Raw genomic sequence first — 20,169 nt, 5'->3', positions numbered from 1 at the left:
GTTTTCGCCTTTGAATGTGAAATTTTTACTTTATTCTAAATAACAGGAATCTTGATGACTGACGTTATTGATATGAGCTTAGAGGGTGTCGAAGAGCAACCGCTAAGGGAATTTACTGAGCAAGCATATTTGAATTATTCCATGTATGTGATTATGGATCGTGCCTTGCCTCATATTGGTGACGGGTTAAAGCCAGTACAACGACGTATCACTTACGCAATGTCAGAACTGGGGTTACACGCAGGGGCTAAATATAAGAAATCAGCACGTACTGTCGGTGACGTACTCGGTAAGTACCATCCTCATGGCGATAGTGCTTGTTATGAAGCCATGGTGCTCATGGCGCAACCTTTTTCTTATCGTTATCCATTAGTCGATGGTCAGGGGAACTGGGGTGCACCGGATGATCCGAAATCATTTGCGGCAATGCGTTATACCGAAGCTAAATTATCAAAATTTTCGGAAGTATTATTAGGTGAAGTAGGGTTAGGTACTGTTGATTGGTCTCCTAACTTCGATGGCACTATGAAAGAGCCCCAGCTATTACCTGCACGGTTACCGCATATCTTATTAAATGGTGTGACCGGCATTGCGGTTGGTATGGCAACAGATATTCCACCACATAACGTGCGCGAAGTGACGAATGCATGCCTACATTTGATTGATAAGCCAAAAGCTGAACTGTCTGAATTGATGGCGTATGTGAAAGGACCTGATTACCCGACTGAAGCAGAAATTATCACCCCAGAAAAAGATATCGCTAAGATCTACGAAACTGGTAAGGGTAGCATTAAGATGCGTGCGGTATTTGGCATTGAAAATGGTGATATCGTGATTAGCGCGCTGCCTCATCAAGTGTCTGGTGGTAAAATTTTAGAACAAATTGCTGCGCAAATGCAGGCGAAGAAATTACCGATGGTGGCTGATTTACGTGATGAATCTGACCATGAAAATCCAACGAGATTAGTGATAATACCACGCTCTAACCGCATCGATATCGAGCAGTTAATGGCGCATCTATTTGCCAGTACTGATCTTGAAAAAAACTACCGTGTTAACTTGAACATGATCGGTTTGAATGACAAGCCGCAAGTTAAAGGTTTAAAGAAAATATTATTAGAATGGTTGGAGTTCCGTCGTACTACGGTACGTCGTCGTCTGCAATTCCGTTTGGATAAAGTGCTCACACGTTTACATATGCTCGATGGTTTATTGATCGCATTTTTAAACATTGATGAAGTGATTGAAATCATTCGCAACTATGATGATCCAAAAACTGAGTTAATTGCACGTTTTGATTTATCGGTTAAACAAGCTGAAGCGGTACTGGAACTTAAACTTCGTCATTTAGCTAAGTTAGAAGAAATGCGTATTCGTGGTGAGCAAGGTGAATTAAATACCGAACGCCATAAACTTGAACAACTATTAAGTTCAGATCGACGCTTAGCGACATTAGTAAAAAAAGAATTAATTGCAGATGCAGAGAAATTTGGTGATGAACGTCGTTCACCTATCATCGAGCGTAAAGAAGCTAAAGCGTTAACTGAAAAAGAATTAATGCCAAATGAAGCCGTGACGGTAGTGTTATCACAACAAGGTTGGGCACGTTGTGCCAAGGGTCATGATGTAGATGCCAAAGGACTCAGCTATAAAGCCAGTGATGGTTATAAAGATGCTGCAGAAGGACGTAGTAACTGTCCTGCGGTATTCATTGATTCAAGTGGTCGTTCGTTTGCACTTGATGCGCATACATTACCATCTGCGCGTAGTCAGGGTGAACCATTAACGACCCGCTTTACGCTAGCGGCGGGGAAAACCTTTACCCACGCTATTATGGCTGAAGATAACCAACAGTTCTTACTGAGTTCTGATGCGGGTTATGGTTTCATTGGTAAATTTAGTGATATGGTGAGCCGTAATAAAAACGGTAAAGCATTATTAACCTTGCCAGTTGGCGGTTTAGTGATTGAGCCACACGCGGTGACTGATATAACGACTGATCACTGTTTAATTATCTCCAACGAAGGTCGGATGTTGATTTTCCCTCTGTCATCATTACCGTTATTATCGAAAGGCAAAGGGAATAAGTTAATGAATATCCCGTCAGCACGTGTAAAAAGTCGTGAAGAATTTGTGCAAATGTTGACTATAGTTCCCGAAGGGAAGTCGGTAACACTTTATGCTGGAAAGCGTAAGTTAACCTTGAAACCTGTTGATTTAGAACACTATAAAGGTGAACGTGGACGTCGTGGGTTTAAGCTACCACGCGGGTTACAGCGTGTTGATACGTTAGAAGTTGTGGATGAATGATTCAGCTAACGCTTGTACACCGAGTATCGGCTAGGTATACTGCTGCCATGTTAAAAGAGGGTTACAAATGTTATTAATTAGTCGTTTAGTCTTGGTCATGCTATTTATGATCTATTTATTGATCATGAGTGTAGTGCGATTTAGCTTACAACCTAGAAATCCAAAACACGTGGCATGTGTGGCGCGAAACTTCTCTCGTTTGGCGCGACTTATGGGAATTAAACTAATTGTACGGAAACCTGCGGATTTGAATGATGGTGGTCCGTATGTATTTGTTGGCAATCATCAAAACAATTTTGATTTGATGACCATGACTGCAGCAGTACAACCTGGGACTGTATCAGTCGGTAAGAAAAGCTTAGTTTGGGTACCTATTTTTGGTTTTGTATATTGGTTGTCGGGTAATATTTTGATTGACCGTAATAACAAAAGTAAAGCGGTCGGTACTATTTCTGCGGTAGCGGATCGTATTCGTAAAGGTCACTTGAGTATTTGGATGTTTGCTGAAGGTACGCGTAGCCGTGGTCGTGGTTTATTACCGTTTAAAACCGGTGCATTCCATACTGCAATTCAAGCGGAAGTACCGATTGTGCCAGTATGTTGTTCAAATACGCATAACAAAATTAAATTAAACCGCTGGGATAATGGCGAAGTGATTATTGAGATTATGGCACCGATTCCAACAGTGGGATTAGAACGCAGTTCGGTAAGAAAGTTATCAACGGACGTGCACGCGATAATGAAAAAGCGTATTGACGAGTTATCTGTAGAAGCAAGAGATGCTTAATTAGATTGGTAAGTTTAGCTTAAATGCTGTATCTGAATTTAAGATAAATAACGTTTTGTTAATAGTAAAACGCCCATCACAATCGAATTGTGATGGGCGTTTTTATTTATGCTATTTATTAACGCAATGCGTTATTAGTGTAACTATTGATTCGCGGACTTATTTATTAGCGTAACTATTTATTAGCGTAGTAAACAGCGAACTTAGATGATTTTATTTGTAGTAAGCAATGCCCAAAAGCAGCTTCGATGATTTCTGGGTATTTAAGGAAGCTATTTGCAACTAAGACTAAATGACCGCGTGGATTAATGTAATTATGCGCTTCTTTTAAGAATGTTTCAGTACTTGCATAATGTGTTTTTAAACCAGCATGGAACGGTGGGTTAGAAATAATATAATCAAACGTACCACTAATATCAGAATACACATCAGAAAGGTACGCTTTACCAGCTAATTCATTTGCCGCTAATGTTAATTGACTTGATTTAACAGCAAGCGCACTAACATCTGTCATTTCAACTTTGCTTTCAGGGAAACGTTTCGCGATATAACTACCGATAATACCTGCACCACAACCAAGATCAAGCACACGACCTGATGGTTTTTTGTGTAGGTTATTAAGTAGAATATTACTGCCAGTATCCAGTTTTCCGTGGCTAAATACTCCCGGTAATGTACATACGGTTAGCTCGATCCCTTTCACTGTCATTGGGAATGTTGTGATCCAATCACTTTGCACAAATTTAGCCACAGGTTTATTCAATTGAGTTACAAATAGTGAGCTACGACGTGCTGCATCTAGTTTGTTACAAATATCGCCATAAGGGGCAAAGAATTTATTGGCGCTGCGAATACCTGCATTATTCTCACCAACCATGAAGATCATCGCGTCATCTTCAAGATGCTCTGTAATGTTGGCTAATAGGTACTCTACTTCTGCTTTTGATTTTGACATATAAATCAATGCTACTTGGTGTTTCTTAACTGCTTGATATTCTGTAGAGCAATGATTATCAATATTGCTGACATTATCATAATGTAGCTTAGCAGAGTAATCGTAGCTGAATAGCGTTACTTTTTTAGCTATTTTTGCTAACTCAGCAGGAAATGTATCTTCGATGTAACCCGCAATCAACAGGTCTTTATCTTCAAAATGTGCAGTATTACGTTCGAGTAATTGACTTGCTGGGGTATAGCTATTGCTGATCATGGGTCTGGGCTCTTTACTTAATTTGGTCGAAGATCTGGCCGGAGAGTATATACCCAAATTACTTCAATATCCTCTCCTTTCGGTTTGCTGATTATGCACCTCGGCGTTACTTAAGTATCGCTTTACCTTGTGGGATGGTCTTCTTTGTTTTTTCTTATGCTTAACCCGCTTGACATTTTGCAGTGAATGAAGAATTATTGAATGATACACAATCAGTTTTATAAATAATTTTTCAAACTATACGAGTTTAATACATGCTTAATTCTAAACGAAAACAAGATAAACAAGGCAAATTAAAGCTAACGTAGCATGTGACTCGAGAACATATAAATCCCTATAGAAACCTCGACCGCAATTTATGTAATCGAGGTTTTTTTATAATCGAAATGGAGCTTCTATGAGTGTTAACTCAACGGTCACCGATAAATCAGCAATGAAAGAATTACTTAAAGGCTCAATTGTTGCCTTGGTTACCCCGTTTAAAAACAATGAAATTGACGAACCAGCATTACGTAATCTCGTTGACTGGCATGTAGAGCAGGGAACGCATGGTATTGTTGCTGTGGGTACAACGGGGGAATGCCCAACACTTTCATTAGAAGAGCATTGCCAGATCCTTGATATTGTGGTGAATCAAGCTGCTGGTCGTTTACCGGTTATCGCTGGTGCAGGTTCAAATAACCCAACTGATGCAATCTTACTTTCTAATCATGCGCAAGCGGCGGGTGCTATCGCGACGTTACATGTTGCTGGTTATTATAACCGACCTTGTCAGGAAGGTTTATATCAACATTTTAAAGCAATTAACGATAATAATGACTTACCTATCATTGTTTATAATATTCCAGGCCGTGCAATAGTTGATATCCAACCAGAAACGTTAGCACGTATGGCTGAGCTTGAAAATGTTGTCGGTATTAAAGATGCAACAGGGGATCTGTCGCGTCCTTGGTTAGAGCGTCAATTAATTAAAGGTGACTTCTCTTTCCTGTCTGGCGATGATTGCACAACGGTTGCTTATAATGTATCTGGTGGTAATGGCTTAATTTCGGTGTCTGCTAATGTGGCGCCAAAACTGTATGCAGAAGTGCAGGAATTAACGTTTGCGGGTAAATATGTAGAAGCGAGAGAATTGCAAGATCGTTTGATTACGCTACATAACTTAATGTTTAAAGAAACAAGCCCAGCAGGTGTGAAGTATGCGGTGTCATTATTAGGCTTGTGTGAACCTGAGTGCCGTTTACCTGTTATTGAACTGACCCAAGGTACCAAAGATGAAATTCGTGCAGCCATGGTTGAATTAGAGTTGATTTAAGCGTGATGGTGTAGGGTTTATAAATAATGAAAACGGCGAGCTAAGCTCGCCGTTGTTGATCTTAACCGATTTATTTATCGATTAGCGATAACCACCTTTTACTGCGCGTACCGCATAAGTAGTTAGCGAACTATCATGTTGCCCGAGTGGCATTTCAGTACCTTTAGAAAAATCGATAACCCGTGATACTAGATGGCTGTATTCAGTGCCATTCGCGCTACCTTTAAATGGTGTACTTGAATAATAAACACTGGATACGGTATTTGGAAATAGCGTTAAATTAATTGTAGGTTCTGCGCAACTGCGATCAACGAGTGATCCCAATTCTTTGATATTGGGCAAACGCCAACCTGTAGTGCCATTGATACTGTAACTATCTGCAGCGGCAAGTGCTTCTCTCCATGTTGCATAACTAATAGCGCCACTGCCTGAACATGAGTTTGATGATAGTGTATAGGTTTGTCCTATACTGCATTTTGCCCAGATTAAGCTGGTGCGCAGATCGGTAACGCTACCATCTTTATTATCAATAAAATCAGACGGGGTATAATCTTGATATAGAGTCGGATCGCAGTTGATGCCGACAGGATCGGATGCCGCAATAGCAGCGAAGCTAAATAGACTTGAGCTTAGTAGTAATATGGTTGTTGATTTAATCATTGTCATAGCTCCTATTATTCTGATTCGGCTGAATCATCAGCAGCTTGAGTGAAAAATTCAGCTGGGATATTACTGCTTACCAGCATCACTTTACGCGCTTCATCTTTATTACAGGTATTAACGTTGCCTGTTTGCAGATTGATACACCAAGCCAGAGACTCTGCTCCTTTTACTTGTGATGAGGTCCAGTAAACGGGATTACTATCATTACTTATCACGCAGTCATTGCTTGTACAATCAAAGAAATTGCTATCCAGAGCATGCTCTGTTGCTAATGATAAGCTTGAGTAATCTGTCACTTTACTGTAATCAATGATACTTCTTAATTGTTCTACGGTCGGTACCATCCAGTTAGTTTGTCCGCAGGCTCCGATAAAGTTGGCTTCATTAGCATAAGAACCTGAACTACAATAAAGAGATTGGGCACGGCCATAAAGATCATTGCGATAACCGCAATAAGGATTAGCGAAGTCATTGCCATCTCCAGCGTCTTCAAGTGGACCATCATTAAGAGAAGATTCCCAGCCCTTGCCTTGAGTTCCCAATGCTGAAGCATTCCATAGGTAGGTAAAGTTGGCTGCACTGTAATTTTGTTTGTTTGACATTTGAAACCTATCTGCAATGACAGGATCTGGGCTAATGGTATTTGTAGGGCCTTTAATCTGCCAAGTTAATCCAGTAATTTCATCTTTCACACACTCATAATTTGTGTTGTTAGCCGTTCTCGGCATACCGTCATTACCAATCTTGACAAAGCGAAATCCAGCTCGACCTTTATATTCAGTATCTGCATTGTCTATATCGCGGCTGTTTTTATAGAATTGACTACTTGCATCTTGGGTATCACCGCCAGCATTTGCTAGCGTATTAGGGTTAATAATGACATCCAGTCCATATGCCGCATCTTGCAGAGCAAGATCGCCGCCTGGTTGTGCTCCTAGGTTGAAGTTACTACCGTCGGAATAATCGTTTATGCCTGTATCATTAAGATAAACATTACCCGAGATGAGCAGATTAATTGTTGCTGGTTCACCGACATTACCAGTAAACGTTAATGACAGAGTTCGCGTATCATATACATCATCTTTTTGATAGGTAGTGATAGTGAGGCTTGTTGTCGTCGAGCCTTTAGCAAAGGTGAGGGTTGAAGCATTACTGATGGTGTAATCTTGGTTTGTGCCTTGGATTGCAGTGCCAACAATGTCAATATCGTAAATAACGGCAGCATCAGGTGTTTTATCTAAGTAATAGTTGAAAGTAAATGTTTGCCCGCGTTGGATAACTTTGGGTGATAAATTACCACTGGCAGTGTAAACGGTATCTTCGTTACTACTGTTATCAGTATCGTCACCGGAGCCTGTATTACTACCATTACCAGAGCTTGTATCACCAGAGCTACTTGTGACTGCGTCTAAGTTATCACTACCACAGCCAGTTAAGCCGAGAGATAGCAGTAAAATAGTTAAGAGACTTAACTTTTTTAAGTGCATATAAAATCCTTATTATTGCTACGACAGTAATCCGTTACTGAATAAGTGTGCTTTATTCTTTAAATTAACATCAAGTAAATATTGCTGTGATGTTGCTGTAATATTGATTTAAAGTAAGTTTATGATAATACCTATAATTTTAACGCCTGAGAAGTGTCAATTGTCACAAATGGTTATAATATTTTTATTTATGATCAATTTGTTGTGTGTTTTTGGTGATAAAGTTTGTGGTAATTAACGTTTTATTGATAGTATATACAAATTGTTTTTTATTTTTCAATTGTTATTACCGTTCAGGTTGGGTCGATATGAACTTAAGAGATTTAGAATACCTTGTCGCGTTACAAGAGTTAAAGCACTTTAGAAAAGCGGCTGAAAAATGCTTTGTTAGTCAACCTACACTTAGTGGCCAGATCCGAAAGTTAGAAGATGAGCTGGATGTTATTTTAATTGAGCGTACATCAAGAAAGGTATTATTTACGCCTGCAGGAGATCAAATTGCTGATCAAGCTCGTACGGTATTATTAGAATCGAAAGCTATTAAAGAAATTGCTAAGAGCTACGCGAGCCCAACAGCAGGGGCTATCCATATAGGCTTGATTCCAACAGTAGCACCGTATTTGTTACCGTTAATTGTACCGTCTATGAAGAAAAAATTTCCTGATCTAGATATGTTTTTACATGAAAATCAAACGCACGAATTATTAAAACAACTCGATGAAGGTGAGTTGGACTGTTTGTTATTGGCTTATTTACCGGGTATGGAAAAATACGGTCATATTGAGTTATATAAAGAACCATTAGAGCTTATTGTTCCAAGTTCACATCACTTTAAAGGTCGTGACCGTGTTGATTTATCGGAGTTACGTGGTGAGAATATTTTAATGTTAGAAGATGGTCATTGTTTACGTGATCAAGCTATGGACTATTGTTTTACCGCAGGCGCAAAAGAAGATCAGAGCTTTAAAGCGACAAGTTTGGAAACTCTGCGCCACATGATTGCAGCAGAAGCTGGGATTACTTTATTACCGCACCTTGCGATACCTCGTAGCCGTTTTACCGAAGGCGTTGAATATATAAAATTGACTGAACCTGAGCCTATTCGACGTATTGTTTTATTATACCGTAAAGGCTCGGTGAGACGCCCTTGTTTTAACGATATTGCACAAGTGATTAATAAACAAGTGACCGCAACCATCTCTTAATATATTGGCGTACGGTGACTAAAATGTTGATATAAAAATGGCGCTACTTTTAAAATAAAGCAGCGCCATTTTTAGTTTATTTATTTAATGCAATTGGTATTAAAACAAGTCGTCCAGTGATTCATTTGCATCATCACTGTTTTCACCGCCGCGATTAAATGAAGAATCAGCATCTTGATTGTTAACGTATTCTGTTGGTTCAGTTCCTTGAATAAAGTATTCAAAACGAGAAGTATAATCAGACTTATAGGTTAACAATCCCGATTCACGGTCGATACGGACTTGCACAATGTTTTCAGGTAGTACATTCGGGCGTTCTGGGATGCCTTCTAGCGCAGATTTCATGAATTCAATCCAAGCCGGTTGGGCTGTTTTAGCTCCTGCTTCACCACCACTAACTTGATGCTTATCTAAATTAATATTGCGGCTTACACGACCTAATTCACGGCGATGATCATCAAAACCAATCCAGCTTGTTGCTGATATATCTGGATTAAAGCCGGAGAACCAAGCATCTTTCGCTTCATTTGTTGTACCTGTTTTACCACCAAGATCATGACGTTTTAGTGCAGCTGCTGCACGCCAACCAGTCCCATTCCAGCCCGTTTTATGACGCCAACTACCTCCGCCCCAAATCACACTTGCCATCATTTGACGCATTAAGAAGGCATTCTGTTCAGTAATAATACGCGGAGCCACTTGTAGGGTTCCGTAAGGCGCGATGTCACAGAGTGTGCGTGCATCTCCTTCAATTGCTGACCAATATTCAGGGTCATCAGTGTTTAATGCAATTTGTTTTTCACACGTTAGGCAGGCTTGCTTTGGTGTTGTTTGATAAAGGAGTTCACCATTGGCATTTTCAATACGGTCAATAAAGTAGGGTTCAACTTTAAAACCTCCGTTCGCAAATGTTGCGAAAGCAACAGCTACTTTAAGCGGTGTTAAAGATGCAGATCCCAATGCTAATGATTCATTACGTGGTAATTTACTTTTATCAAAACCGAATCTGGCCATGTAATTAATGGCGTTGGTCAAACCGACTTGACGGAATAAACGTACCGACATTACATTTTTTGATTGTGCTAAACCTAAACGTAACCGCGTTGGACCATTATATGTTGGCGGCGAATTTTTTGGTCGCCAAGCGGTACCTGCTCGTGGATCCCATTGGTTAATCGGTGCATCATTAATAAGACTTGCGAGCGTAGCGCCTTGCGCGAGACCTGCTGAATAAACAAATGGTTTGATGTTTGAACCAATCTGACGCTCAGCTTGGGTAACTCGGTTAAACTTGCTTTGTTGATAATTAAAGCCACCCACTAAGGCTTCAATAGCACCGTCATTATTATCAATGGCAATGAATGCTGAACTGGCATCTGGGAGCTGACCTAACATCCATTGATCGTGCTTATTATCCACTGACATTGGACGTAATAGTACGATGTCACCCACGTTGACGATTGCATCTGCAGTTTGTGGTGCGGGGCCTTGTTTTTTATCAGAAATGAATGGGCGAGCCCATTTTAGCCCAGCCCAGCTCACAGTAACTTGATCACCATTGGCAAGTAAGGCTTCAACTTGTTGTTCTTTTACAGTCATGATAACGGCAGGCTGCAGTGGTTTATAACTTGGCTTATCTTTAAGTAATAACAAGATATCTTCGTTGCTTAGCACTTTATCATTAGTCCAAGCCTGACCAAGTGGTCCACGGTAACCGTGGCGTAAATCATAATTGAGTAGATTGTTTATTAATGCAGTCGTTGCCGCTGTTTGGCGATTGCTGTGTACAGTTGTATAAACGTTTAAGCCTTGCGTATAGGCTTTCTCTTCTCCATAGCGTGAAATCATTTCACTACGTACCATTTCAGCTAAATAAGGTGCTGATAGGTCAATTTCAGCACCGTGATACACACCAGTAATAGGGGCTGTGTTGGCGTCTTCAAATTGCGCTTGAGTAATATAGTTCTCGTCTAGCATGCGTAATAACACAACGTGACGACGTGCTTTGGCGCGCTTTGGCGAACGGATTGGATTTAATGCAGAAGGTGCTTTTGGTAATCCGGCAATGACCGCCATTTGGGCTAGGGTTAACTCATTTAACGTTTTACCGTAATAAACCTGTGCTGCAGAACCAATACCAAATGAGCGGTAACCGAGAGGGATCTTATTAAGATACAAGGTTAAAATTTCATTTTTAGTGAGATTTTGTTCGATATGCCACGCTAAAAATATCTCTTTAATTTTTCGAATAAAGGTTTTTTCTCGAGTTAAAAAGAAATTTCGAGCAACCTGTTGGGTGATGGTACTCGCCCCTTGTTTACGTTCACCCGTCATAATCATGATGCTGGCTGCACGTATTATACCAATCGGGTCTATGCCTGGGTGGGTATAAAAGCGGTTATCTTCTGTAGCAAGAAATGCCTTGATCATTAAGGGCGGGACATCGTCAATCTCTATAGGGATACGACGTTTTTCGCCAAATTGAGAGATCAGTTTGCCGTCCTGGCTAAAGACCTTCATCGGTGTTTGCAGCTGTATTGTTTTTAATGTAGTTACATCAGGTAGTTCTGGCTTGATATAGAAGTAAAGTGCAATGATGCTACCTACGCCGAACAGTCCGCTAACTAATAACAATACGGATAATCGTTTAATCCATTTCACAATAATTTCCACAATAATTTCCACAATAATTGAGTATTATATCTCTGTTTTGTGAAATAGTACGAGTTCTTTATGATAGACCTCAGAGATTTAAATCTGTATGCTTTAAATGTAACAAATAATTAACAAAATCCAATCGATGTTATTACATAGAGTTGAAGATCATCATGCTAAAGCTGTTTAAAAGGAATCAGACAGTGGCAATGATCGGAGTTGATTTTGGATCATCTTCCGTAAAAGCCCTAGCGCTGTCTAAGCGATCAGAGCATTATGTGGTAGATATGGTATCAGAGGTTGCAACGCCAAAAGGATGTGTCGTTGATCACCAATTGCAAGATATAGAAGCATTAACAAATGTGTTGCAACAAGTGCGTCAAAATTTTCCTTTCCGTTATAAGCAAGCTGCTACTGCCGTATCTGGTACAAATGTTATTACAAAAATTATTTATGTTGATACAGACCTTTCTGGCCCTGAGCTTGAAATGCATATCGAGTTGGAAGCGGAGAGTTTAATTCCTTTTCCGCTTGACGAGATCAGCCTAGATTTTGAAATATTAGGAGTAAATGAGAATAATCCCAGCAAGCATAATGTGCTGTTGAGCGCCACTCGCACCGAAAGCGTAGCTTCATTAGCAGGCTGTTTAGAAGAAAATAACTTTATTCCTCAAGTTGTCGATGTGGCTGCACATGCGTTAGCACGATCTCATGATCTGTATTTACGTTTGGCTGAACTACAAGATGATAGCAAGGTTGTCGCTGCGATAGATATTGGCACCAATATGACTATTTTTTCAATGCTGCATCAGGGGGAGTCGATTTATTCTCGAGTACAAAATTTTGGTGGTGAAAATTACACGCGAACGATCAGTGAACATTATGGTTTAAAGCGTGACGAAGCTGAGAAAGTGAAGCTCGCTCAAAATTTACCAATGGATTATGACATTGATGTTCTCGCCCCTTATATAACGGCATGTATTCAACAGATCCGTCGTAATGTGCAACTGTTTACTAACTCAGGTTCGTTACAAAAGATTGACATGATCACGCTGAGTGGTGGTTCTGCATTAATCATCGAGTTGGCTCAACAAGTCGAAATTGAATTGGGGATTACTACTCGTGTTGCGAATCCTTTTGCACAATTTGATTACTCTGAAGATGTTGAAGATAAAGCACGTTTAATCGCCAATGGTCCTCGTTATATGGTGGCACTTGGTTTAGCGATGAGGGCTTTATAATGTCAAATATTAATCTTCTTCCGTGGCGAGAAGCCGAGAAAAAGTCCCGACAGCAGCGTTTCTTTACCTTAAGTTGCATGAGTCTAGGTGCTACTTTGTTGGTCATGATTATGTTGAATATGGTGGTTGGTGGTTACATCAGTAATCAAAAACAACGTAATGCCTTGTTGATGCAAGAGATGCAAGTTATTGATGTTAAACTAGGTAAAATTAAAGAGTTACGTGGGCGTAAAGATAAACTACAAGAGCGTATTGATTTAATTCAAAGTTTACAGCGTAGTCGCAATACGCCGACACAGTTAATGAACACCTTGCCGCAATTGGTACCAGCTGGCGTTAATCTCGCCACTCTCACGTTTAAAAATGACATAATCAAAATACATGGCACCAGTGATTCGAATACGCGTCTCGCGGTATTACTGCGGAATATTGAGGAATCAACTTGGCTCAGAGATGGTAATTTAGACTCTATTATTGCGTTGTCAGAAGCAGAAGGAAATCGTTTTGAAATGCGATTTTCGGTAACGCCAATGATGACAGACGAGGGGGATCTAAAATGAATTTACAGGAACTTAATGAACTTGATCTTGAAGATCTTGGTAATTGGCCTAAGCCCGCTAAAATAGCTATTAATATTATATTTTCAGTATTAATTGCTGCGTTATTTTATTGGGTTTTTATTTCGACTTCACTACAAACGCTCGATAAAATTGAAAAAAAAGAAGCAAGTTTAAGGTTACAGTTTGAAGCAAAAGCAAGTCTTGCTGGTAACTTAGGTTTATATACCGCTCAGATGTCGGAAATGGAAAATTTATTTAACAGTATGCTTAGGCAGTTACCATCAAAAAGTGAGACTGCAGGATTGCTTGATGATTTGAGCTATATTGGTCAGCATAATGGTTTGCAATTACGTAAATTCAAATGGTTGCAGGAAGTAAAGCGAGACTTTTCTTATGAAGTACCCGTTAACCTTGAAGTGATAGGTACTTTTCATCAACTTGGTCAGTTCACCAGTGATATTGCTGCATTGCCACGGATTGTAACGCTAGAAGATTTCACTATTACTAAGTTGCAAGGGGAATTACTCAAAGTGAATATGATTGCCCGTACTTATCGTTATAAGGGGGATAAATGAAGCGTATTAGTAGCCTAATTTTTCTATCTCTGACGGTAGGTGGTTGTACTGCGGATAATCAAGATCTCGTTGATTATATTAATGAAGTTAAAGCACGTAAAACGATTAAAATTGAAAATGTACCGGATATGGAGGGGTTTGTTGCTTTACATTATTCTGAAACAGGGGCGCGTAACCCCTTTTCAAATCCTCGTCCAGAATCGGTAAAAGCAGAAACGCCATTTCCACAAGATTGTCCGCAGCCTAATTTTGCGCGGATTAAAGGACCGTTAGAAACTTACTCATTAGATAATTTGGGCATGCATGGCACCCTTGGAAGTGATAAACACCTCTGGGGATTAATTAGAGCAAGTTCGGGGGAAATATTTAGAGTCTCACCAGGTGATTATATTGGACTTAATCACGGTGAAATACTCGATATTACTAAAAACTATATTGAACTTTCTGAGTTGATATTAACAGGAAAGGGATGCTGGCAAGTTCGTACGACCCAAATTCCACTCAGTAACCAAGACCACAGTTAAGCCATTTTCAGGGATGATAAAATGACTAAATCACATGTAAGATGTGCCAAAATAGCAAAAATTTTGGTTTTATGGACGACCATTTTATGTTCTGCTTTCAGCTTTGCTGAACCGCAACTAAAACAAATTCATTTAAACGCTTTGGCAGAAGGGCTGTTAGAGCTCGAACTGGAGTTTAGTGAACATGTTGTTGAATATGCAGATAAATTACAATATTCACCGCATCAATTAATTATTTTAGTACCGGATGCTAGCTCAACTTTGTTGCTTAACCCTGTGGTTATCGAACAAGGTAATGTATTAAACGTAGCTGCAGAACGTGTTGATTTAGGGCTTAAAATTACTATCGCGTTAGATGAACTCGTACCGTATCAAATCACTCAAACGAATAACAGCTTAATCGCGACATTTGGCTTACTTGCCAGTGATGTGGCGGTGCCTGAAATCGCAAATAATACCGCCGATATAGATACGTTGGTGCTTGCTGTGGAACCGACTATCGTTACTACTAGCAATAGTGCTGTACTACCTGCTGCTTCTGTTATTGATAGTCATGTTGTTAGTCTTGATGTGCCTGCTGCGACGGTAAGTCCTTCGTTGCTTGTCACTAAGGATGGTCGTCAAGTGACAGTAGAATCGCCTAAAATCGAAGATATTTTACCTGTTGAAGAGAATGAAGAAGAAGATTTTAGTGGTTTTGTAAACCAAGTACGTGGTATTGATTTTCGTACAGGCAATGATGGCAGTGGTAAGTTAATTTTAACTATGAAAAATAGCTCTATGGCCGTTGATATTCAACGTAAAGGCAATAAATTAATCGCAGAATTTCACAGTACGGCTATTTTGAAAAAATTGCTCTATATTTTAGATGTAGCGGATTTTGGTACACCTGTAACCGCGATTGAAACTTTTCATGATGAAGGTGTGACTGCGTTTGAATTAGACGTGAGTGATGATTTCACTTACCGTTATGATCAAGCTGATAATATTTTTGTAATTGAAATTACTAAGCAAGATCCAGATGAAAAAACCAATAAATATCAAGGACAAGCGATTTCACTTAACTTTCAAGATATTCCTGTGCGTACAGTATTACAGTTAATCGCTGATTTTAATGAGTTTAACTTAGTTACCACGGATTCTGTGAATGGTAATATCACCCTGCGTTTAGATAGTGTACCATGGGAACAAGCACTTGATATTGTCATGAAAGTGAAAGGGTTAAGTAAGCAGCTTGAAGGTAATGTGCTGATGGTTGCCCCTTCGGATGAATTAGCTGCATTAGAGCGCCGTGATCTTGTCAGTAAAAAAGAAGTGGAAGGTTTAGCTGAGTTACAATCAGAGTTTATTCAGATTAGCTTTGCAAAAGCTGCTGATATCGCAAAGCTTTTAGCACAAAAAGATTCTAGTCTGTTATCATCTCGGGGTTCGATTAGTTTTGATGAACGTACAAATACAGTATTAATTAAAGATACAGCGACAGCAATCGCTAATGTGAGGCGGATTGTTGACGTATTGGACATTCCGGTTCGTCAGGTGGTTATTGAAGCTAGAATGGTATCTGTCGTTGATAATCTGGATGATGAACTTGGGATCCGTTGGGGTCTAAGTGGTAGTACTGATATTGGCAGTGGCTTTGGTTTATCATCGGGTTCGATTGAAGGTAACGATGCTTTTGCTGGTGGTAATGTGCCCGCTATTGGTGACAGACTCAATGTTAATTTGCCCGTGGCATCACCTGCAGGTTCTATCGCTTTTCAGATTGCTGAACTAGCGAATGGTCAGATACTCGATTTAGAACTTTCTGCATTAGAAGCAGAACAAAAAGCAGAAGTGATTGCGAGTCCAAGAATTACCACTACCGACCAAAAGTCTGCGTATATTGAACAAGGTACGGAAATCCCGTATGTTGAATCAAGTTCAAGTGGTGCTACTACTATCGCGTTTAAAAAAGCGGTATTGGGTTTACAAGTTACACCACATATTACCCCGGATAATAAAATAATCTTAGATTTGAAAATTAATCAAGATACTCGTGGTGATGATGTGAAAACCGTTGGTGGTGAAGCTGTCTCCATTGATACCCAAGTTATTAGCACGCAAGTGTTGGTTGAGAATGGCGAAACTATCGTGTTAGGCGGTATATTTAAGCATGAAATTAAAAAGATTGTAACGAAAGTTCCGGTTCTCGGTGATATCCCTTGGTTAGGTGTATTGTTCCGTAGTACTAAGAATATTAACCAAAAACGAGAGCTGTTAATCTTCGTTACACCAAAAGTGGTAGTGGATACGTTGTAACCTACCTTTGACAAAAGGCCGTAAAAACTATATAAATAGCGGTCTTTTTCTGCCTGAAATGTCATCACCTGGTTTTTTACCGGGTGTTGCTGATTTTGGCTGTTGCCAAATGTCTCATCACTGGTTGCTGCAATCAGAGGACATTTTATAGGTAGGTCTGGTGCCCCCTAAGAAAAAGGGTGTTATTACTTTAGATTTATTGAAGAGTTAAAATGGCTGAAAAACGTAATATATTCCTAATAGGCCCAATGGGCGCAGGTAAAAGTACAATTGGTCGCCAACTAGCGAGCCAGTTGCATTTAGACTTTATCGATTCGGACCATGAAATTGAACGCCGTACTGGTGCTGATATCTCATGGGTATTCGATGTTGAAGGTGAAGCTGGTTTCCGTGTTCGTGAGGCGGAAGTAATTGACGATCTAACGCAAGAGCAGGGAATTGTGTTAGCAACGGGTGGAGGCTCTATTTTAAGTAAAGAGAGTCGTAATTACCTTTCTGCTCGTGGTGTAGTTGTTTATTTAGAAACAACTATTGATAAGCAGTTAGTAAGAACATCACGCGATAAGCGTCGCCCTTTACTACAAACAGAAGAACCACGTGAAGTTCTGGAAACATTAGCTGATGCTCGTAATCCTTTATACGAAGAGATTGCTGATTTTACAGTTAAAACAGACGAACAAAGTGCGAAAGTTGTGGCGAATCAAATTATAAAGTTATTGGATTTTTAATTGGAGTAACATGGAAAGTTTAACTGTTGAACTGGGTGAGCGGAGCTACCCTATTTATATTGGTGAAGGCGTATTAACGCAAGTAGCGCAATTTACGGCTGCAATAACGACCAATAAAGTTGTTGTGATCTCAAACGATACGGTTGCACCGTTGTATTTACAACAGGTTCAAGCATTGTTGCACGACTATAAATTCGACAGTATTATTCTTTCTGATGGTGAACAATTTAAAACGTTAGATACTTTAAATGAGATCTTTACCGCGCTACTGCGTGAGAATTGTGGACGTGATACCACGTTGATCGCTCTCGGTGGTGGTGTTATTGGTGACATGGTTGGCTTTGCGGCCGCCTGTTACCAACGCGGTATCCCCTTTATTCAAATCCCGACGACTGTGTTGAGTCAAGTTGATTCCTCGGTTGGCGGTAAAACGGCAGTTAATCATCCGTTGGGTAAAAATATGATTGGTGCTTTTTATCAGCCCAATGCTGTTTTTATCGATACTGATTGTTTAGCGACCTTGCCTCGACGCGAACTGGCGGCAGGTATGGCTGAAGTGATTAAGTACGGGATCATTTATGATGCGGACTTTTTTGTTTGGCTAGAAGAAAACATTGCAGCGCTAATGGCGCTCGATACGGCAGCGTTGGAATACGCAATTTATCGTTGCTGTGAAATCAAAGCTGAAATTGTTGCTATTGATGAAAAAGAGCAGGGTTTACGCGCGTTACTCAACCTTGGTCATACATATGGTCATGCTATTGAAGCTGAAATGGGCTATGGCGTTTGGTTACACGGTGAGGCGGTTGCTGCTGGGATGATAATGGCAGCACAAACATCGGCATTAATGGGGCTATTAACAGCATCTCAAGTAACACGTATTGCTGCATTAATTGCGGCTGCTGAATTGCCTTTACTGGCGCCAGCAGAAATGAGCTTTGACGCATTTATGCAGCACATGAAACGTGATAAGAAAGTACTTAATGACCAACTTCGTTTTATTTTACCAACATCGATTGGTAGTGCCGAAGTATTATCGACAGTAACTGAAAGTACGTTACGCGATGTGGTTAATTTCCATAATCAGGCGGATTCTAGTGCACTATTCAGTTCAAACTGAAATTTATTCTCAAACGCAGCTGTGTGAACGGCTGCGTCATCTCACACAATTCTCTTCACATTTATTATTCGTAAGCGGTGAATCTGGTTCAGGAAAATCAACAGTATTACGTAATTATGTAGAATCAGATTTTAATCAAAAAACCATTACAATTGATGCGCAGCAGTGCCATGATGATAGGGCTGTGAGAACGCAAGTATTACAACAGATCAGCTATGATGGCCGTTTCAATGCGCATATAATGTTAGCCGAGAGCTTACCGTTACTTGCTCAGCAGCTTGAACATGAACTCACGCTATGTATTGATAATGCGATGACGTTATCGCATGCAAGTATTGCTGAGTTTGCGCAATTAGTGGAATTAAGTCTTAATCATAAAATTAATATTAAAATAAATATCATTTTATTTGCAGAAAGTAAGTGGGTTGATATAACCATACTGCCATTTGCAAAATCAGCAACAAATGTATTGGAGTTGGAAATGACTGTATTAGATCCAAAAGCCGCTGTGCAATTTGTTGAGCAGCAATTTAGTCAAGCTGGTTATAAACCCACGTTTGTTAATCAGGATGCAATTAATCATCAAATTGAAGCGTGTGATGGTAATCCCGCTGAATTAGCAAAATGTGCGCAAGCGATCATGCAAGGTCGAGTATATCGCGCTGAGTCACCCGCACCGAGTAAGAGGGATAAGACTGTGATAACGTCCAATAAGTCATTTTATTTAGCGGCGATCATTGCTGGCGTGTTGTTGTTAGGTAGTGCTGGATCATTTTTATATGATGTTTATCAAACGGAGCAAAAAGCTGTTGATACCGTGCTGGAAGAGCCTCTATTGAGCTCTCCCGTGATGACCGAGGGCGATGTTGTGATAGCTGATGTAAATACGGATGCGAGTGAGCCACAAATGTTAGCCAGTGATTGGGATGATGAGTTACCAACCGAAATAGGCCAAACTATCACGTTAACAGAACCTGTTGTACCCGCACCAAGCTCGCAAGTGGAAAAACAACGTATTGTAATTGATGATGCCGCCGTGAATAAGATGATCGCCAAGCAAAATTCATTAAATACTGCAAAAATAATTGATAGTAAAATGGTGGTTGAAGTCTCTAATGAAATAGTGCAAAAAGACACTGTAACGACAGCTAATACATTAGCCGGTCAAGCCTGGTTAATGGCTCAACCGGCGAAAAATTATACGTTTCAAATTGCAGGGTTAAGTCATAAATCACAGTTAAAGCAGTATTTAAACGAGAATGAATTATCTGAAAATATCTGGACATATCAAACACTACGTAACAACAAGCCTTGGTATGTGGTTCTTTATGGTAGCTTTACCAGTGTTGAGCAGGCGAATGCCGCGAAACTAAAATTACCAGCGTCCGTACAAAAAGATAAACCTTGGTTGAAACGATTCGCTCAAATCCAAAGAGATTTATAAATAAACAGCGCAATTTAGCTGTAATCCATGTACAATCGGCCCCCTTT

Annotated in this window: 16 protein-coding genes; 12 read left to right on the top strand and 4 right to left on the bottom strand. The window is 40.0% G+C overall.

Annotation, left to right across the window (positions count from 1 at the left end):
- Nucleotides 1-54: 54 nt before the first annotated feature.
- Nucleotides 55-2,310, top strand: coding sequence for a DNA topoisomerase IV subunit A (parC, locus tag BT797_RS12280; protein ID WP_045112082.1), 2,256 nt, complete (start codon nt 55-57; stop codon nt 2,308-2,310).
- 67 nt (nt 2,311-2,377) lie between these two features.
- Nucleotides 2,378-3,097, top strand: a complete 720-nt coding sequence (locus BT797_RS12275) for a 1-acylglycerol-3-phosphate O-acyltransferase (protein WP_045112081.1) — start codon at nt 2,378-2,380, stop codon at nt 3,095-3,097.
- A gap of 175 nt (nt 3,098-3,272) precedes the next feature.
- Here BT797_RS12275 and rsmC read toward each other — a convergent pair whose 3' ends face one another.
- A complete protein-coding gene (rsmC, locus tag BT797_RS12270; RefSeq protein WP_045112080.1) occupies nt 3,273-4,307 on the bottom strand; it encodes a 16S rRNA (guanine(1207)-N(2))-methyltransferase RsmC in 1,035 nt (344 codons plus the stop codon).
- A 397-nt stretch (nt 4,308-4,704) separates the two neighbouring features.
- Between rsmC and dapA the strand changes: the two genes are divergently transcribed.
- Nucleotides 4,705-5,622: a 4-hydroxy-tetrahydrodipicolinate synthase gene (gene dapA, locus BT797_RS12265; protein WP_045112079.1), complete on the top strand. Its 918-nt coding sequence runs from the start codon at nt 4,705-4,707 to the stop codon at nt 5,620-5,622.
- An 81-nt stretch (nt 5,623-5,703) separates the two neighbouring features.
- Here the strand turns inward: dapA and BT797_RS12260 are convergent, their stop codons facing one another.
- Together BT797_RS12260 and BT797_RS12255 are read right to left on the bottom strand one after the other, a co-directional pair.
- A complete protein-coding gene (locus BT797_RS12260) occupies nt 5,704-6,282 on the bottom strand; it encodes an Lcl C-terminal domain-containing protein (protein WP_045112078.1) in 579 nt (192 codons plus the stop codon).
- Between the two features lie 14 nt (nt 6,283-6,296).
- Nucleotides 6,297-7,772 (bottom strand): Lcl C-terminal domain-containing protein, encoded by a 1,476-nt coding sequence (locus tag BT797_RS12255; protein WP_075472234.1) that lies wholly within the window; start codon nt 7,770-7,772, stop codon nt 6,297-6,299.
- Nucleotides 7,773-8,080: 308 nt separating this feature from the next.
- Between BT797_RS12255 and oxyR the strand changes: the two genes are divergently transcribed.
- A complete protein-coding gene (oxyR, locus tag BT797_RS12250; RefSeq protein WP_045112076.1) occupies nt 8,081-8,977 on the top strand; it encodes a DNA-binding transcriptional regulator OxyR in 897 nt (298 codons plus the stop codon).
- Between the two features lie 99 nt (nt 8,978-9,076).
- Here the strand turns inward: oxyR and BT797_RS12245 are convergent, their stop codons facing one another.
- Nucleotides 9,077-11,638, bottom strand: coding sequence for a penicillin-binding protein 1A (locus tag BT797_RS12245; RefSeq protein WP_170860753.1), 2,562 nt, complete (start codon nt 11,636-11,638; stop codon nt 9,077-9,079).
- Between the two features lie 203 nt (nt 11,639-11,841).
- On the opposite strand from BT797_RS12245, the gene pilM reads away from it, so the two are divergent.
- The 8 genes from pilM (at nt 11,842) to BT797_RS12205 (ending at nt 20,122) form a co-directional block, all read left to right on the top strand.
- The gene (pilM, locus tag BT797_RS12240) at nt 11,842-12,873 is read left to right on the top strand and encodes a type IV pilus assembly protein PilM (RefSeq protein ID WP_244534189.1); all 1,032 of its coding nucleotides are present in this window, start codon (nt 11,842-11,844) and stop codon (nt 12,871-12,873) included.
- Nucleotides 12,873-13,433: a PilN domain-containing protein gene (locus tag BT797_RS12235; RefSeq protein WP_045112074.1), complete on the top strand. Its 561-nt coding sequence runs from the start codon at nt 12,873-12,875 to the stop codon at nt 13,431-13,433. The genes pilM and BT797_RS12235 overlap by 1 nt, the downstream gene beginning before the upstream one ends.
- Nucleotides 13,430-14,008: a type IV pilus inner membrane component PilO gene (locus tag BT797_RS12230; RefSeq protein ID WP_045112073.1), complete on the top strand. Its 579-nt coding sequence runs from the start codon at nt 13,430-13,432 to the stop codon at nt 14,006-14,008. The genes BT797_RS12235 and BT797_RS12230 overlap by 4 nt, the downstream gene beginning before the upstream one ends.
- Nucleotides 14,005-14,532: a pilus assembly protein PilP gene (locus BT797_RS12225; protein ID WP_045112072.1), complete on the top strand. Its 528-nt coding sequence runs from the start codon at nt 14,005-14,007 to the stop codon at nt 14,530-14,532. The genes BT797_RS12230 and BT797_RS12225 overlap by 4 nt, the downstream gene beginning before the upstream one ends.
- Before the next feature lie 21 nt (nt 14,533-14,553).
- Complete coding sequence (locus BT797_RS12220; protein WP_075472232.1) at nt 14,554-16,830, top strand: type IV pilus secretin PilQ; 2,277 nt, start codon at nt 14,554-14,556, stop codon at nt 16,828-16,830.
- A gap of 212 nt (nt 16,831-17,042) precedes the next feature.
- Nucleotides 17,043-17,558, top strand: a complete 516-nt coding sequence (gene aroK, locus BT797_RS12215) for a shikimate kinase AroK (protein WP_045112070.1) — start codon at nt 17,043-17,045, stop codon at nt 17,556-17,558.
- Nucleotides 17,559-17,568: 10 nt separating this feature from the next.
- Nucleotides 17,569-18,678 carry a 3-dehydroquinate synthase gene (gene aroB / locus BT797_RS12210; RefSeq protein ID WP_045112069.1) on the top strand — a complete coding sequence of 370 codons (1,110 nt, stop codon included), beginning with the start codon at nt 17,569-17,571 and terminating at the stop codon, nt 18,676-18,678.
- The gene (locus tag BT797_RS12205) at nt 18,656-20,122 is read left to right on the top strand and encodes an SPOR domain-containing protein (RefSeq protein WP_045112068.1); all 1,467 of its coding nucleotides are present in this window, start codon (nt 18,656-18,658) and stop codon (nt 20,120-20,122) included. Before aroB ends, BT797_RS12205 begins: the two co-directional genes overlap by 23 nt.
- The last annotated feature ends 47 nt before the right edge of the window (nt 20,123-20,169 follow it).

Source organism: Moritella viscosa, from assembly GCF_900120065.1.
Taxonomy (GTDB): Bacteria; Pseudomonadota; Gammaproteobacteria; order Enterobacterales; family Moritellaceae; genus Moritella; species Moritella viscosa.
Note: the sequence above shows the minus strand (reverse complement) of the source record. Positions and strands in the feature narration are given on the sequence as shown.